Annotated in this window: 15 protein-coding genes; all 15 read right to left on the bottom strand. The window is 35.7% G+C overall.

Annotation, left to right across the window (positions count from 1 at the left end; genetic code table 11):
• Nucleotides 1–787: 787 nt before the first annotated feature.
• Complete coding sequence (locus tag QSE00_RS19920) at nt 788–1,273, bottom strand: asparaginase domain-containing protein (RefSeq protein ID WP_286107224.1); 486 nt, start codon at nt 1,271–1,273, stop codon at nt 788–790.
• Between the two features lie 29 nt (nt 1,274–1,302).
• Complete coding sequence (locus QSE00_RS19915; protein ID WP_246901741.1) at nt 1,303–3,075, bottom strand: efflux RND transporter periplasmic adaptor subunit; 1,773 nt, start codon at nt 3,073–3,075, stop codon at nt 1,303–1,305.
• Entirely contained in the window at nt 3,072–3,788 is a 717-nt protein-coding gene (locus QSE00_RS19910) for a PepSY domain-containing protein (RefSeq protein WP_246901740.1), read from the bottom strand. The genes QSE00_RS19915 and QSE00_RS19910 overlap by 4 nt, the downstream gene beginning before the upstream one ends.
• Nucleotides 3,789–4,376 carry a DUF2911 domain-containing protein gene (locus QSE00_RS19905; protein WP_246901739.1) on the bottom strand — a complete coding sequence of 196 codons (588 nt, stop codon included), beginning with the start codon at nt 4,374–4,376 and terminating at the stop codon, nt 3,789–3,791. It abuts the gene before it with no gap.
• Nucleotides 4,376–6,436 carry a copper-translocating P-type ATPase gene (locus QSE00_RS19900; protein WP_246901738.1) on the bottom strand — a complete coding sequence of 687 codons (2,061 nt, stop codon included), beginning with the start codon at nt 6,434–6,436 and terminating at the stop codon, nt 4,376–4,378. Before QSE00_RS19900 ends, QSE00_RS19905 begins: the two co-directional genes overlap by 1 nt.
• 1 nt (nt 6,437) lies before the next feature.
• Nucleotides 6,438–6,989: an AAA family ATPase gene (locus tag QSE00_RS19895; RefSeq protein ID WP_246901737.1), complete on the bottom strand. Its 552-nt coding sequence runs from the start codon at nt 6,987–6,989 to the stop codon at nt 6,438–6,440.
• A 6-nt stretch (nt 6,990–6,995) separates the two neighbouring features.
• On the bottom strand, nt 6,996–7,835 hold the full coding sequence (locus tag QSE00_RS19890; RefSeq protein ID WP_246901736.1) for an ATP cone domain-containing protein: 840 nt from the start codon (nt 7,833–7,835) through the stop codon (nt 6,996–6,998).
• Between the two features lies 1 nt (nt 7,836).
• Nucleotides 7,837–8,670: a universal stress protein gene (locus QSE00_RS19885; RefSeq protein ID WP_286107222.1), complete on the bottom strand. Its 834-nt coding sequence runs from the start codon at nt 8,668–8,670 to the stop codon at nt 7,837–7,839.
• Between the two features lies 1 nt (nt 8,671).
• Nucleotides 8,672–8,944, bottom strand: coding sequence for a DUF5676 family membrane protein (locus tag QSE00_RS19880; protein ID WP_286107221.1), 273 nt, complete (start codon nt 8,942–8,944; stop codon nt 8,672–8,674).
• Between the two features lie 193 nt (nt 8,945–9,137).
• Nucleotides 9,138–9,872 (bottom strand): heavy-metal-associated domain-containing protein, encoded by a 735-nt coding sequence (locus tag QSE00_RS19875; RefSeq protein WP_286107220.1) that lies wholly within the window; start codon nt 9,870–9,872, stop codon nt 9,138–9,140.
• 77 nt (nt 9,873–9,949) lie between these two features.
• A complete protein-coding gene (locus QSE00_RS19870) occupies nt 9,950–10,507 on the bottom strand; it encodes a helix-turn-helix domain-containing protein (protein ID WP_286107219.1) in 558 nt (185 codons plus the stop codon).
• A 74-nt stretch (nt 10,508–10,581) separates the two neighbouring features.
• Nucleotides 10,582–11,037, bottom strand: coding sequence for a heme-binding domain-containing protein (locus QSE00_RS19865; RefSeq protein ID WP_286107218.1), 456 nt, complete (start codon nt 11,035–11,037; stop codon nt 10,582–10,584).
• Nucleotides 11,038–11,652 (bottom strand): DUF3347 domain-containing protein, encoded by a 615-nt coding sequence (locus QSE00_RS19860; RefSeq protein WP_286107217.1) that lies wholly within the window; start codon nt 11,650–11,652, stop codon nt 11,038–11,040.
• 28 nt (nt 11,653–11,680) lie between these two features.
• The gene (locus QSE00_RS19855) at nt 11,681–12,898 is read right to left on the bottom strand and encodes a TolC family protein (protein ID WP_286107216.1); all 1,218 of its coding nucleotides are present in this window, start codon (nt 12,896–12,898) and stop codon (nt 11,681–11,683) included.
• Nucleotides 12,895–16,602, bottom strand: a complete 3,708-nt coding sequence (locus tag QSE00_RS19850) for an efflux RND transporter permease subunit (protein ID WP_286107215.1) — start codon at nt 16,600–16,602, stop codon at nt 12,895–12,897. The genes QSE00_RS19855 and QSE00_RS19850 overlap by 4 nt, the downstream gene beginning before the upstream one ends.
• Nucleotides 16,603–16,665 lie beyond the last annotated feature (63 nt).

Below are 16,665 nucleotides of genomic sequence, written 5' to 3'. Positions count from 1 at the left end.
GTCATTTTAACAAACCGCCAAGATATCCGCCAAATCAAATCAAAAAATCAAAGAACGCTTTTAATTCCCCGTGTATAAAGGGATTGAATAAAATTTTAAAAAGTTAACGCATCACTAGTATTTCTAAAAAATAAATATGCCTATCTATCTCAATAATAGTAATTGCGTAAAAAGATGCATTCATAACTGTAAAAGTCAACCATTGGTAATCTCCAATAAATGTCAATACAGGTAATAAAGCAATACTGGCCACACTAACCATTGATAATCTGTTACGTCGTAAAATATATTCATTTGGGTTACTCGGATTAGAAATCCTCTCGTAAAACATCCCTAAAAATAAAAAAGCGATTATCGAAATTGGTATGGTAAAAAGCAGTCTTGAAGACTTCAAGGAAGATGTGTAGAAGTATGGAATTAAAAAGAGGATGATAAAACTTACCGAGACTAAAATTGCTAAATTTCGGATAGAAGAATTATACTTTAAAACCACAATATCATATTCCTTGTACAAATAGTAAACGATATAAACACAGAGCGCTATGGCAACACCATATGTTATGACATATTGAAGAATAAAAGGTCCTGGAAAATTTTCAATAGGTAAGAATCCACCTGTTAGATTGTATGTTATAAACAGGATGCCTAGATAAAAAAAACTTTTATATCCGCTAGAATCCTTTCGAGTAGAATAATATAGCGTAAACAATACAATGACAGTATCTAATAAAAGATAGAAAAAAGTTGTCCAATGTATCGAGGTTCCAAACATAGTGCATACCGAACCTTATATGGTTTCAAATCGATTGTTCTGATTATTTTTTTTCACATTATCCCAATTAAAAATTGCTCCGTTCATAGCGATATACACTCCTGGTTCTAGAATCTGAAGCGCAGAAAGAGCAAACCCCAAATTGAAAGGAGCATCGGTATTCTTTTTTGTTCCCAAAATAAATGCGCCAGTGAGTACAATTGTTTTATTGAGGGCAAGCCTACCTAAAAACTGAGCGGTTTCAACCATTGTAATAGTACCGTGAGTCAATAATATTTTGTCTGAGTCATTAGATTTTATTTTTTCGGCTATTAGTTCTCTGTCATCATCATTAATAAACCGACTATCTTTGTTTAGAATTTTTTCAATAGTATATTTTAATGCAACTCGGGCGTTGGAAAGTATATCGTCAATTGCAACTGTAGTCGTTTGTTTTTGATTAAGGTTTTCATAATCAAGAACTTCAATCGTACCGCCTGTTGAAATAATATGAGTTCTCATAATACAATAGTTTTGTGCTAAATGGTTGATTAGTCTATTACTTGTTTTACCTCTCCGCAGGTCAGCATTGCATCACCGAAATATGGATTTAATACTTTTTCTTCTTTGCTCAGCCAATAAGCGCCTTTGTTGTTATCTGCCATTGGGCAAAATTGATTGTATACCTTTTCGTTGACACCAAATAACTGTATCGCACTGCCCAAATGTGATGATAGATGCTTAAAATGATTTCTCTGTTCTTTTATATCCGAGGCTTCTGCAATAGATTTAGTTGAAGATTTTAGTTCTTTTTCCAACTTCATCCAGTGATTATGAGCACTGTTGTCTTTCAATAATTTCATATCAATCTGATTCAATTTATTGAGTAGTTCCTTTGCATCGTCAGCTACTTTCTTTGAATCATCTTTTACCAATGCATCCTTTACACCTAAATAATTATTAAAAAACGTTTTCAATTGATTTTGAAAATCTACAGAGACTTTTATCCTCTCACTCATTTCTGAGTGATTACTATCTTCGCCTGAAGTTGTTTCTTGCATCCCTAAATGTCCTTCGTGTCCGGTCATTACTTTTCCGCCTTCCTTGTTCATCATTGATTTTTTACCCTGCAATTGAGCCGCTGCATCGATAGTAAAAGTTCCATTAGTGACTATCTCATCACCATTCTCCAAACCATTTAATACCTCATAACTATCTCCGATGCTATTACCCAACTTTACTTCTTGCATTTCAAAAATTGGTTCATCAGGACTGCTTTTTACATACACTACTGAACGTTCTCCAGTCCATAAAACTGCCGTTGATGGAATATTTAGTAGCTGCTCTTTGGTTGAAGAAACACCATCAATTTTACCCTCAACAAACATCCCAGGTTTAAATAGGTCATCTTTATTGTTTAATACCACCCTTAATTTTACCGTTCGTGTTCGCGTGTCTAATACTGGGTCAATAAATGATACTTTGCCTTTAAATTCTTTGTTGGGATAGGCATTGGAGGTAATAATTACATTTTGACCTTTTTTGAACAAATCAATCTGATTTTCATAGACATCGAAATTTGCCCAAACAGTGTTTAATTTCGCTATTTTTAATAGCGGCTGGCCTTGCTTTATATAATCACCTTGTTCTACTAATTTTTCTGATACTGTACCAGAAACCGTAGCATATACAGGAAAGTTTTCTAACACCTTACCAGAAGTTTCAATTTTATTTATTTGATTCTCGGATAATTTCCAGAGTTTCAATTTATTTCTGACCGCCTTGTATAGCGCTGGTTGTGATTCTTTTAATGAAGCTGCCGTAATCAACTCTTGTTGTGCTGCATATAATTCAGGCGAGTAAATAGTAGCTAACAATTGCCCTTTACGAATTTCTTCTCCAGTAAAGCTCACGTTCAAACGTTCTATTCTTCCGGAAAAATAGCTCACTTGTACAGCGTTGGATTCTTCATTTTCAACTATTTTTCCTGATAACTTTATGGCGTTATTTTCCACACTACCATTACCTACTATGGATGTCTGCACATTAGCCAAAGCCATAGCATTTTCCGTTAGTTTGAATTGGTCTGCCAACAAACCATCTGCACTACTTTCGGCGGGAATTAAATCCATCCCGCAGATAGGACAATCACCAGGTTCAGGTTGCATAATTTGTGGGTGCATTGAGCAGGTCCACATTTGATTGGCGTCTGCCACTTCATTGTGATTATGTTCTGCTTCTTTGTTTGATGAGTTACCAAAAAATAACCACCCCAACAGTAATCCTATGACTACTAATCCAATGTAAATTGCGTATTTCTTCATTTCTTTGTTTTTTTTCGTTTTAATAATTTTCTAATTGAAGGTGACGATGTGTACCATAATAAGAAGCCACTTAATACTGTAATCAACCCTAAGAGGGAGAAGGCCCTTAAGACCGTAGTATTGAAATTATCCCTACCATCGTAATCCATTGTGTGGGTCATCCATAAAAAGTCAAACCATCGCCAACTGCGATGTCTTACGGTCTGAAATTTTCCATCTTTAATTGATACGTAGGCTTTGAGAGCTTCGTCTGTTTTATATGAAATCACAAAAGCTGGCAAAAGCTTTTCTCTATATTCGTGATGTTTGTCAACCTCATTAATTTGCTCAATAGCATTTACCTCTAGACCGCCTTTCATATTGTTTTTAGCGATATAAAGTGCCTCGTCTTTTGTGATTTTATTTTTTAGACTTCCATCAATAGCATTATAAAGTTGCTTGCCATTTACCCAATAATATGGCACGTTATCAATGTCTCTTAAGGCAATGGTATTAACGCCTTCTGAAACATTAAGCAGTGATGGACTTATAAGATTGTTAAACGCTTTGGGCTGATACTCTAAATTTTTAAAGTGGTCACCGTGTATATCATCGATATTTGTCCAGCTGAAATACATTCCACTAATTGTCCAAAACAGGAATTGAATCCCTAAAAAGAGACCCAAATAGCGGTGTACTTTTCTAATTTTTTGTGCTGTGTGCCTATTTACCATCTATTGTTCTACTTTAAAATTGAAGTCAATTGAAACTTTTTCCCAAGACAAATTTATTTTCCCTTCGGCGTCATCAACTTTATCGACTTTGTATTCTAAATGTTCCTTTATTTCTTCAGAAAAAGTAGGTTTTACTTTAAACCTAATAACATCATCTTTTTCATCATATTCATCTTTACCGTGCTGCTCCCAATTAGAATTAAATATGATTGTCCACTCATCTTTTGAAGGAATTGTAAAGAATCCATACTTACCAGCAGGAAGTGTTTTACCTTTAATTCGTAAGTCCTTATTGGTCTCTATCCAAGTTGCCATATGTGCTCCTGCTTGCCATACTTGGTCGTATGCCAATAAACCGCCGAAAATTATTCTATCTCTAACTCCAGGTGATGAATAGTCTATGTGAATATGTGCATCACCAATCATTGCCATCGTTTCGGTATGAGGACTTAAAGGCTTCTTTTTTGATTGTTCAACTTTTTCAGTTGAAACATTATGATTGTGCTTTTGTTCTTCAGAAGTTGTCTTTTCGTTTTTGCAACTCACTATTAGAAGTGCTATTGCAATTAATAAGGTTAGTTTTTTCATTATGTCGTTTTTGTCTTAAGGTTTCCTTTTAATAATTGTGCATTTATAGCACAGATTATAGTACTGATACTCATTAGTGCAGCTCCAAATGCTGGGCTTATCATAAGTCCAGGAATGAACCCCGTTGCTAAGGGCAAAGCCACAATATTGTAACCTGTTGCCCAAACCAGATTCTGAACCATTTTGCGATAGGTAGCCTTACCAAATAATATCAAGTTGGCAATGTCTTTTGGGTTGCTGTCCACTAGTACTATATCCGCAGTTTCGGCCGCTACATCTGTTCCTGAACCAATGGCAATACCTACATCTGCCTGTGCTAAAGCAGGTGCATCGTTTACACCGTCACCTGTCATTGCCACAAATTCGTCCATTGCTTGCAATTCTATTATTTTGTCTTGTTTCTGGTCTGGTAATACTTCAGCCATATAATCATCAAGTCCTAATTTATCAGCTACATCTTTTGCTACTCTCTCATTATCGCCAGTAAGTAAAGACACTTTTATATTGTTTTTTTGGAGGATTTTGATAGCTTCATAAGAACTCTCCCTGATTTCATCTGCGAAGGTTACAAAGCCTATCACTTCATCATCTACTATGGTAAAGATTTTGGTTTCAATGCCCTCGTATTTATCTTCAGCAACACTCTTGTTCAATTGTTCCATTAGCACATAACCACCTGCCTGTACTTTCTTCCCATTGACCGTTCCACTAACACCAACGCCTGCGTTGTACTTGAAATCGGTTACAGAAGGAATCTTAATATTTTCTTCTTTTGCCTTTCTTCTTAAACCTTTGGAAATATGATGTTCGGAAGGGCTTTCAACAGCCGTCGCATACTTTAAGAGTTCTGTTTTATCGTAGTCTGATGATAATGGAACAATACGTACTACTTCGTGTGAACCCTTGGTAAGTGTTCCAGTTTTGTCGAATACTATGGTCGATATTTTGCGAGATGCTTCAAAAGCTGTTCTATTACGAATCAATAATCCATTTTTTGCCGAAATACTAGTAGATATAGCAGCTACTAGAGGTACAGCCAGACCTAAAGCGTGTGGACAACAGATAACCATAACAGTTACCATACGTTCTAAGGCAAATGATACTGTTTCTCCTAAAGCCAACCACGTAAAGAATGTACCAAAACCTAATACTAATGCAATTACAGTAAGCCATTTTGCAGCTACGTCTGCTAAACGTTGTGTTTTAGACTTTTGCTTTTGAGCCGTCTGAACCATATTTATCACTTTGGATAAATAGGTTTCCTCTCCAATACCTTTTACTTTTACTTTAATGACCCCATTGCCATTAATAGCACCACCAATTACTTCTTCATCAACACTTTTGCTTACAGGCTTACTTTCACCAGTAAGCATACTTTCATTAAGGTCACTTTTTCCGTCTACAATTATTCCATCAGCTGGTACTTTTTCTCCTGGTTTGATAAGGATGATATCTCCTTCGTTTAGTTCGCTTATTTTTACTTTTCGAGTTTGGCTACCATCTACCAAATTAGCTTCATTAGGCATTAATGCTGCCAATGCTTCTAAGGCTTTACTTGCACCCAAAATAGAACGCATTTCTAGCCAATGACCAATTAGCATTACGTCAATAAGTGTTGCTAATTCCCAAAAAAACGTTTTGCCCTCGAACCCAAAAATGACCGCAACACTATAAAAATATGCTGCCGAAATTGCTACGGCAATAAGTGTCATCATTCCTGCTGACTTCTTCTTTAACTCACTCACCAAACCTTTTAAAAATGGCCATCCACCGTAGAAGTAAACAATACTCGATAAAGCGAATAGTACATAATTACTGCCTGTGAAATTCCAGTCCACTCCTAACCAATTCTGTATCATTGGCGATAATAGAAGAATCGGTATCGTCAAAATTGTGGACACCCAAAATCTTCGCTTAAAATCTTCTATCATCATTTTGTGATGGTCGTGTCCCATTTCTCCGTGAGCAGGATTATGACCAGAATGGTCCATTTTACTATGGTCCATTTCTACTTTCTCCTTGGAATGGTTTTCGTGGTTATGGTGTTCGTGATGTTCCATTTTAATTGTTTTTAATGCTGTTCAATATAAAATTCACTCGTTTCAATGGTGGTAATACAGGGACGTGTACTACTGGAAACGGTAATGATTCATACACTTCAGTTATAAGATTGTGTATTTGATTTTGGTCGTTTTCACTTTCCAATCGAGCATAGTCGTTGATTAAAGGCAGTTTGTCTAGAACAAAAACCTTTTTGTAATTCACTTTACGCATTGCTTCTTTTAAAATTTCGTCAACTTCTAATTTTAAAAACCGATAGTACGCCAATGCATCAGGGATTGCCCTGTCCAAAAAAACTAAATCTTTAGGGTTTATCGATGCTTCCTGCTCGATTTGCATATCTAAAACACCAAGTTGAAACTCTCGTTTATTGCTTCGCAATTCTTCAACAGTCTGTCCCTTTACACGCATTGTATCTATATAATGCCTTGCGTGTTCAATGGTGGTTTCATATCCTCGTTCGGCAAGCATATTGATAGTGGTAGTTTTGCCAGTACTTGGACCGCCAGTAATAACACACCAATTTGTTTTTATGATTTTATTGCTTTTCATTTTGTTTTAATGGTTACATAATTCATTAGCTTCTTTAAGAATGTTTTTCTTTTTGGATGATGCCATACCCAAATCATCCAATAGTTTTGGATTATCGCAAACCTCTCTACAAAGCACAATGCCTTTGTTTAGTATCTTTTGTTTTTCCTGCTTACTTAAGGAAGGTAAAGCCGTAATCGGGTACAATCTTGAACCATCAATTTTACTTTTAAGGCTGTTTTTTTCGGGATAATCCCAACTTACTAATCCAAGCCCTGAACATTCGCCAAATTGTATAGCATCGGTTGAGAACCTTGTATTGGTATAAACCCAGCCTTTATGAAATTTTAGTGAATGGTCATTTTGCTTTAACCATTGAGTTTCTAAATCCTTAAACCTGGACTGTATGTAAAGAGGTATTTTTACATTGCAATTTCTACCTTGGTCGCTATGGAACTTACATTCCACTAAATAATGTTCGTTAGCTTTCAAAGCAGCTACATCTACTTCGTGGGTTACACAATGACCTTGCATAACGACACCTACATCTGTATTGAAGCCTTCATATTCGAGGATTTTACCAATATATTTCTCAAAAGGATAGCCAGTTGGACCAAATTCCATAATGGCTTTTTTGAGTTTGTATCTAGCAGAACCTGATTTTGATTTGCGTTTCAACATCTTATAAGCTATTTCATAAATCCGTTTGGTTGTCATTCCTTCAGTTAATTGCTCCTGAACTTCTTGGGCGATTTCTTGCACAAGTTTTTCACTTGCTTTGGAATGCCTTAAAGAGCGTTTTAGCTTTTCGATATTGAATGCTTGAACCTCGCCTGAATACTTTATGATATTGATTGCTTTTTCCATTTTAAAGATGTACTGTCATTACAGGTTTTTTTGAATGATTAGTAACACTCTCAGCAATACTCTTTGAAAAGACACTTGCAAATCCTTTTCTACTATGGGTATACATTGCTATTAAATCCACATTATTTGAACCTTCAAATTTTTCAATACCACCTAATACGGTAGATTCATTATAGACGTGCATTGCATAGTTTTCCAATTTTGGGAAGTGCGTTAAAAACTCTTTGATGGGTTGCAATCCATTTTCAACACTATTAAAATCTGATGTGGTGTTAATGTTCAACAAATGGATTTTGGCATTACACTTTTTGGCTATGCTTTTTAACTCAATAAAGGCATTGGATATATCTTCCTTAAAATCAGACACAAATACGATATCCTTAAAAGGAAAGGCTACTGTATCTTCTTTTACAACCAAAATTGGTACTCTTGCTTTCCGAATGATTTTTTGGGCATTGCTTCCTAACAATTTCTTTAAAAACCCATTTTGTATGCCTTTACTTCCGGTAATAATGAAATCGTGATTAAAGTTGTGAGAATGGGCTACAATTGCATCTTCGTCAGTAATAAATTCTAAAAACGTCCTTGACTTTAAACCTTTACCTTCAGCTTCTTTGTCCAAAGCCCTCAACTTACTTTTAGCTATGCCAATTGCTGCAAGGATATCAGGATAGTTTTGCTCCTGGGTCTTGGTTAATTTTGTCCAGTTAACTACTGTACTTATTTGATGCAAAAAATGGATTTCTGCATTAAAAAGTGCCGCCATTTCTATAGCCAATTCTGCTGCTTTATTGCAGTTATCTGAAAAATCCGTGGGTACTAATATATTTTTCATCTTATTTCTTTATTTGCCAACTATAAAGCGATGCAATACAGGCACCGATTAACCAACCCAAAATGAACGTTTGAACAATTCCTAGACAAGCTTCCCAAAGTGGAATATCCATCCTAATTACAGTCGATACATCCAGTCCGTGCAGTAGGCTATTGAAGAATTTTACAGACCCTTCACGGCCAACCGTAAACATTACCACCATACAACCCAAATAGAGCAATGCTCCAGTAAGGCCTGTGGCCAATCCTAATTTTTTGATGTTGATTGTTTTCATAATTATGGTTTATTGTTGTTTTCTTTATCGTGATTATGCTTGTGATGCGGCATTAACAGATGACATCCGAACATTAGAATTATAAAAATGAACAAGGATACGTTTTCGCCCATTCCTATACTTGGTGCAATAAAATGAGTAGCAACGGAAGTACACAACCTAATATCATCCAAAGTGTATGTGATTTCATCTTTTATATAATATGGGTTAACATTACAATCGCCATCACAATCATAATGGCATTTTCTATAAATGTGGCTTCGGTCATTGGCAATTTTAGCGCCGTTCCGAGACAAGCACAACGAATTGATTTTTTATCCAAAAGCGTTTTAGTAACACCAACCGTTGTAATACTTAATATTATTAGTGTGGCTATAAGAGCAATTTCAATTTCAAAACGCATTAAGAACATTAGCCCGAGAGTAGTTTCAATGAATGGATATATCCAGCCATATATTGAAACCCGTTTTGCCAATGGGTCATACATTCTGAAGGATTCTGGGAAATTCTTTAAATCGAGCATCTTGAAGAAACTGAACACTATGAAAAACAAACCCATAAAATCCAGCATTACGGCATTACCATCCCAATTCTTATAATGCAACAAAATACTCGCAGTTACTATGTAAAAAAGGATGAGTAACAAAGGTTGTAATTGTTGCAGTTTTGATTTTTGCTCAGTGGCATCCAAGGATTGGGATGTCATCTGAAAAACGTTTTTGTTTTCCTTTTCTGAAAGAGTATATTTTTCAGGTAACGCTTTTTTAAGGGCTTCCGTAGCAACGTGGCTACTCATTGTAACTTCAGCTTCGGCTTTTTCAAGGTTAACAGAAACGTTGGTAACGTTGTCCACATTACCCAAATATTTTTCTACGGATGCTTTACAGCCTCCGCAGGTCATTCCTGTTATGTTATATGTATGTGTCATTGTTCATTTTTTTTAATGATTATTACACAAAATTAATTTCTGCAACGCACCTTCATTTGTACAATTCTGGATAATCCTTACACAATTTGGTCTATGGATTTTCTGTTCCATTTTTGTAGATTTTTAAATGTCGTCATTGACATTCCTGTTACATTTTTAAACTGTCTTGCCAAATGGCTACTATTATTGTAATTCAAGCTGTAGGCTATTTCAGAAAAATTTAATTGCCTCAACTGTATCATTTCTTTTACCTTTTCAATCTTTAAATTGATTTCATATTTTTCAATCGTTACACCTTCAGTTTTGCTGAACAGTTTGCTTAAAGCCGAATAAGATTTATTAAACCTTTTGGTCAAAAAAGATGAAAGGTTTGCATTGTCCTGATTTTCGATTTTTTTTATGAGCGCAATTTTTATTTCCTCTATCAAAATTTCTGTTTCATCCTTTATGATTTCAAAACCGTGTTTGCTCAGCACTTTTTCTAATTCTAATGTTTGGATGCCTGTCTTTTTGTTTAGAACAATTTGTCCAAGCTCAACCGTTTTTATGTCGCAACCCAATTCTTCCAACTCCCGTAATACAGTTGATTTGCATCTGTCACATACCATATTCTTTATGTTAAGGGTTTGTTTCATAATACTTTTTATAGTGCCTGAAATGGGAAGGGCTATTAACCAACCAACCAGTATTTCCTTCCCATATCAGGGCTTTATTTTAATTTTTCTTTTAGGTTCTTCATATAATCAATAATCAAGGTCTTTTCAGAATTGGAGAACTTAGCATCCTTGTGAATCAAGGTGTAAGATGCTAGTGGCATCTCATCATCTTTAACCTGACTAATTATTGACTTTAGTTTGCTGTTTTTTCTTCGGTTGGAATAAGCATCCCATTCATTGAAATTCAATTCTTCCTTTCCTTCATTAATGTGGTCTTCTAAAAACCAAGCAACTGGTTGTACCTTATTATACCAAGGGTATTCTGTGTTATTACTATGACAATCATAGCAGGACTCTTGTAATAGTTCGCTTATGCTTTCTTGGGTGTTGTTTACCAACAAGAAGTCAGTTTTTGGCACAGTATCACTTTGATTGAGGTCTATGGGCACAAACTGTATGCCCACAAATCCAACCAATAAAATCATTGCTATGATTTTTATAATTTTCATTTAGTTAATTTCTCGCTGTACTTTACCACATTTCAACATCTGACTTCCATAATATGGATTGCGTACTTCTTCCTTTGTACTCAACCAAGCTGTACCGCCATCATACATTGGGCAAAATTGCTCGTATAGTTTCACTTGTGTTCCAGTAATAGCTACCATATCAGTAACATCCTTGCTCAAAACTTTAAAATGTTCGCGTTGGTGTATAATATCACTTTCACTGATATGTTCTGCGTGCTCGATAGCATCTTCAATAATGTCCTTTAATTCTGATTGCTGGTCATCCGTATATTTTGAAATGTCAAGCTTTACTAATGATGTTGCGAGGGTTGCACCCAATTCTTTAGCTTTGGCATTGTCATCTGCCACCAAGGCATCCTTTAAGTTGAAATAGTCATTTAATATTGTTTGAGAATTTCCATCTCCGTTCATTACCATTTCCTTTTTATCCACATCGTGGTGACCATCGGAATTATCGTGGCTCATTTTTGAATGGTCTTCTTCAGTAATCATCTCAGAATTGTTACTGTTTTCTGTTTTTGCATCTTTACAAGACATTGCTGATAAGCTTATAAATGCCATTACCATAATTGTTGTTAATCTTACTTTTTTCATTGTTATTAATTTTAAATTATACTTGTTTTTAGTTACATAAATAATTGATTATTGTTGTTTGAACATAGAAGGTTTTCACCGATTCTATTTGGTTCATTTGGAATTTTAATTGTAGTTCCTGAATGTCCAGAACATCGTTAAAATCAATTGTTCCAGTTTCATAGCTTTTGATTAAAATTTCTTCAGCATCATTGGCTTGCTCCAAATTCTTCAATTGAGTCTCATTGCTTATTCTTGCTGAGATTCTATCGTTTACGGCTTTATCTAATACAGTTTCCAATTTGTTCAATCGTTCTTGTTTCTGTGCAGTTATTTCCTGCTGTTTAAACTCATTCTGCTTGGTTTGAGATTTGTATTTTTTGTTGAAAATTGGAATTGATACTGATACCATTGGCATTACAATGTCTTTTCCGTTATCACTAAAATTCATATTAGGTCGCTTGTCAACGTTGACATAATCCAAACCAAAACCAATCATAGGAAGGCTTTCTTTTTGATTCAATAATTCTGACTGCTCAACAGATTGGTAGAGCTTGTCATATTTTATCAATTCTGGATGCAGGGATAAGTTTTCTGTATTTACCAAAGTAGTTTCAGAAGGAATGGTTAATTCTTGAACTACATTCACAGCAATATCCTTATCACGGTTCAAAAGTTTATTGAGAGCCGTTTGTTCTGCCAAATATTGTTGAGCTAATACTTCCTTTAATTGTTCCAATTCATTTTGACGCATTTGTAATCGCAATACGTCCACAGCTGAAGCTTTGCCAACTTCTACAGAAGTCAATGCCAAAGTCTCATAGGTTTCAAGCAATTCAATATTTTGCACTAATACCTTTTGCTTTGCTTTGTTCGCATACAAATTATAGTAGGATTGCGACACGGCCGCGAGTAATTTTCTTTTGGCAATAACAATATCCTCGTACTTAGCATCGGCTAAAGAGCTTACGTAATTCTCTCTAGCTGTGATAGAACCAAACCAGGGTATCATTTGTTTTGCTGATACTTTAAAGCGTTGAGCCCCTGTTCTTGTCTCTGGTTCACTAACAAAATATCCAACTCCAAATTCAGTATTTGGAATCGTGTTTACTTCATTCACTTTTTCAGAAACAATACTGTACTGTAATTCAAATTTTTGAATTTCCGGACTGTTTTTCAATGCCTCCTCAATGAGAGTTTCCAATTGTTGGGCATTTGAAAAACCAAATGTTAAAAGCCCAATCGCTATTAAAATTATTTTCTTCATTTCGCTACTTTTTTAAGTTGTACTTCTTGTTTCCAACTATATAGAACAGGAACAACAAATAATGTGATTAGAGCGATGACCATACCTCCAAAACTTGGTATTGCCATAGGAATCATAATATCACTTCCTCGACCAGTTGATGTTAAAACTGGCAATAATGCCAATATGGTGGTGGCTGTGGTCATCAGGCAAGGACGAATACGTTTTTCTCCAGCTTCAACAACAGATGCTCTTATTTCCTGTTTTGTTTCAGGTGTATTTCTATCAAAGGTTTGGGTTAAATAGGTTGCCATAACCACACCATCATCTGTTGCTATACCAAATAAGGCTATGAAACCAACCCAAACAGCAACACTTAAATTAATCGTGTGCATTTGAAATAGGTCTCGTAAATTCTCTCCGAAAAAATTGAAGTTTAAAAACCAGTCTTGTCCATACAACCAAATCATTACAAAACCTCCTGCAAACGCTACGGCAATTCCTGTAAAAACCATTAATGAAGTGGCTACCGAACGGAACTGGAAATATAAAATCAAGAAGATAATGAGTAAGGCTAAAGGCACTACCACGGATAATGTTGCCTCTGCCCGTAATTGATTTTCATATGTACCCGTGAATTGGTAATTGATACCTTTTGGTACAATTAATTCCCCAGAATCTATCTTTTCTTGAATTAGAGCTTGGGCATTTTCAACCACATTAACTTCTGCAAAACCATCTAATTTGTCGAACAGTACGTAGCCCACTAAAAAGGTGTCTTCACTTTTTATGACTTGCGGACCTTGTTCGTATCGAATGGATGCCAATTCGCTCAATGGAACGGGACTTCCTTTTTCGACAGGTACGTAAATTTGTTTTAAATCGTTCGGGTTGGCTCGCAATTCTCTTGGGTAGCGTACACGAACTCCATATCGTTCACGACCTTCAACCGTTTGCGTTAACACCATTCCACCTACAGCAACTTTCAGCACGTTTTGAACATCATCTATAGATATACCATAACGAGCCAGTTTTTCCCTATGTATATCAATTAATAAATAAGGTTTTCCAACTATTCTGTCTGCAAAAACAGCTTCGACTTTAACGCCTTCAGCTTGCTTTAAAATATCTTCTAATTGAATTCCAAAAGCTTCAATTTGTTTTAAATCTTGTCCTTTTACTTTAATTCCCATTGGAGCACGCATTCCTGTTTGAAGCATTACCAATCGGGTTTCAATCGGTTGCAATTTAGGTGCTGAAGTTACACCTGGTAGCTTGGTTACTTTTACTATTTCTTTCCATATATCGTCAGGAGAATTTATTTCTGGTCGCCAGTTTCGGTAAAATTCGCCATTGCTATCTTCGATTAATTGTGAGCTGTCGAATGTACTGAAAGCAACGTTTTCAGAATTATTAGGATTTGCAATAAATCGTCCGTCCTTCAATTCAAATAATCCATCATCATTTACTTTATAGCGTTGACGATTTCCTTCTTCATTCAATGCATATTCTGGTTTGTACTGAATAACATTTTCATACATTGATAAAGGAGCAGGGTCTAAAGCTGATTCTGTTCTACCTGACTTACCAACAACGGTTTTGATTTCTGGAATACTGGCTACAGCCATATCCAACTGTTGTAAAATTCGTTTGTTTTCTTCGACCCCTGCGTGGGGCATAGAAGTTGGCATCAGTAGGAATGAACCCTCATTTAGTGATGGCATAAATTCTTTCCCTGTATTTTTCATAATGGAAAAACCAGCTACGACGATAAGGGTTGGAATAGATAGGAATAGTAATTTATTAGCTAAAGCCCATCTTAAGATTCGTGTGTAATAGTTTCTAAATACAGTGAATGCTCCTAATAACCCAAAACAAATAAGTCCAACAAAAATGAGATTCCAAAAAATGCTTCTATCTACACCTAGTGGTCGCCAATATTCTGCTAAAAGAAAAACTATTGCTAATGCAGAAACTCCAATATTTAAAAGATTGGCTCGTTTTTCTGTTATTTTATCCTGCATTTTTAGTAGGGCAGTAACTCCAAATGCAATTAGAATTAGTCCTAGCCAATAACCAAAGATTATTGCAACAATACCGAGAGCGACCAAAAGACCGTTGATTAAATAACCAGATGTCTTTTTTATACTCTTTTTTCTAAATAAGAACGCCGCAAATGGTGGAATTAGAAACAACGCCACAATGATGGATGCCGTTAAAGCAAATGTTTTTGTAAATGCCAACGGTCTAAATAATTTTCCTTCCGCACCAATCATTGTAAATACAGGAATAAAACTAATAATAGTGGTCATTACTGCTGTTACAATTGCTCCAGACACTTCGGCAGTAGCATTATAAACTACTGTGTTTATTGGTGCTTTTTCATTATTTTCATCTAAGTGCCTTATAATATTTTCGGAGAGTATAACACCAACATCTACCATTGTACCAATTGCTATAGCAATACCTGATAATGCAACAATGTTCGCATCAACTCCAAAGAGTTTCATCGCAATAAATACCATTAAAACTGCTACAGGTAGAAGCCCGGATATCAGAACCGAAGCGCGAAGATTAAATACCATAATGATGATTACCAAAATGGTAATTAGTATTTCTAAAGTCAGAGCTTCGTTAAGTGTTCCAAGTGTTTCTTGTATAAGTTCTGTTCTATCATAAAAAGGTACAATGGTTACTTGCGAGGTTCTTCCATCGCTCAATACTTTCGATGGTAATCCAGGACTTAATTCATTTATTTTTTCTTTAACATTATTAATGACTTCCATCGGATTTGCACCATATCGAGCTACTACAACTGCTCCTACAACTTCCGCACCTTCTTTGTCTAATATTCCTCTGCGAGTTGCTGGACCTAAAGACACTTTACCAATATCTTTTATTTTAATTGCTGTGTAATCTTCTGATGTGACGACGGCATTTTCTATATCAGCAATAGACTTGACATAACCCAAGCCACGTACCAAGTATTCGGCCTTATTTATTTCTAAGGTCTGAGCACCAATATCTTTATTACTTTCTTTTACGGCTTTTACAACGTGATGCAAGCCAATATTATATTGACGCATCAGTTCTGGATTAACATCTACTTGATATTCTTGAACATAACCTCCAATGGAAGCTACTTCCGAAACACCACTTGCAGATGACAAGGCGTACTTTACATAGTAATCCTGAATACTTCGTAATTCGTGTAAATCCCATCCGCCGGTAACTTTTCCGTTTTCGTCGCGACCTTCAAGTGTGTACCAAAATATTTGCCCCAAGCCTGTCGCATCTGGTCCTAAAGCTGGGTTTACTCCTTCTGGAAGTAATCCACTCGGTAATGAATTTAGTTTTTCGAGAATACGGCTACGACTCCAATAAAACTCTATATCCTCTTCAAAGATGATATAGATGCTCGAAAACCCAAACATAGAGGAACTACGAATGGTTTTGACTCCTGGGATGCCTAGAAGCGATGTTGTTAATGGGTACGTTATTTGGTCCTCTATATCCTGCGGAGAACGACCATCCCATTTGGTAAAAACGATTTGCTGATTTTCGCCAATATCAGGGATGGCATCTACAGCTACAGGATTGGATGGTAAAAAACCAGTATCCCAATTAAAAGGTGCATTTACTATTCCCCATCCTATGAATAGAACGAGTAGTAATACTGCAACAAGTTTGTTTTCTATTAGAAATTTTATGCTTTTGTTTAGCATTGGCTTGATAATTAAACAATTAGACAATGGTGTTAAGAAAACACCGAATACAAAGAATTATCC

It is taken from the genome of Arenibacter flavimaris, assembly GCF_030291335.1.
Classification (GTDB): Bacteria; Bacteroidota; Bacteroidia; order Flavobacteriales; family Flavobacteriaceae; genus Arenibacter.
The sequence above is the reverse complement of the archived record's forward strand: the minus strand, read 5'-3'. Positions and strand labels throughout refer to the sequence as shown.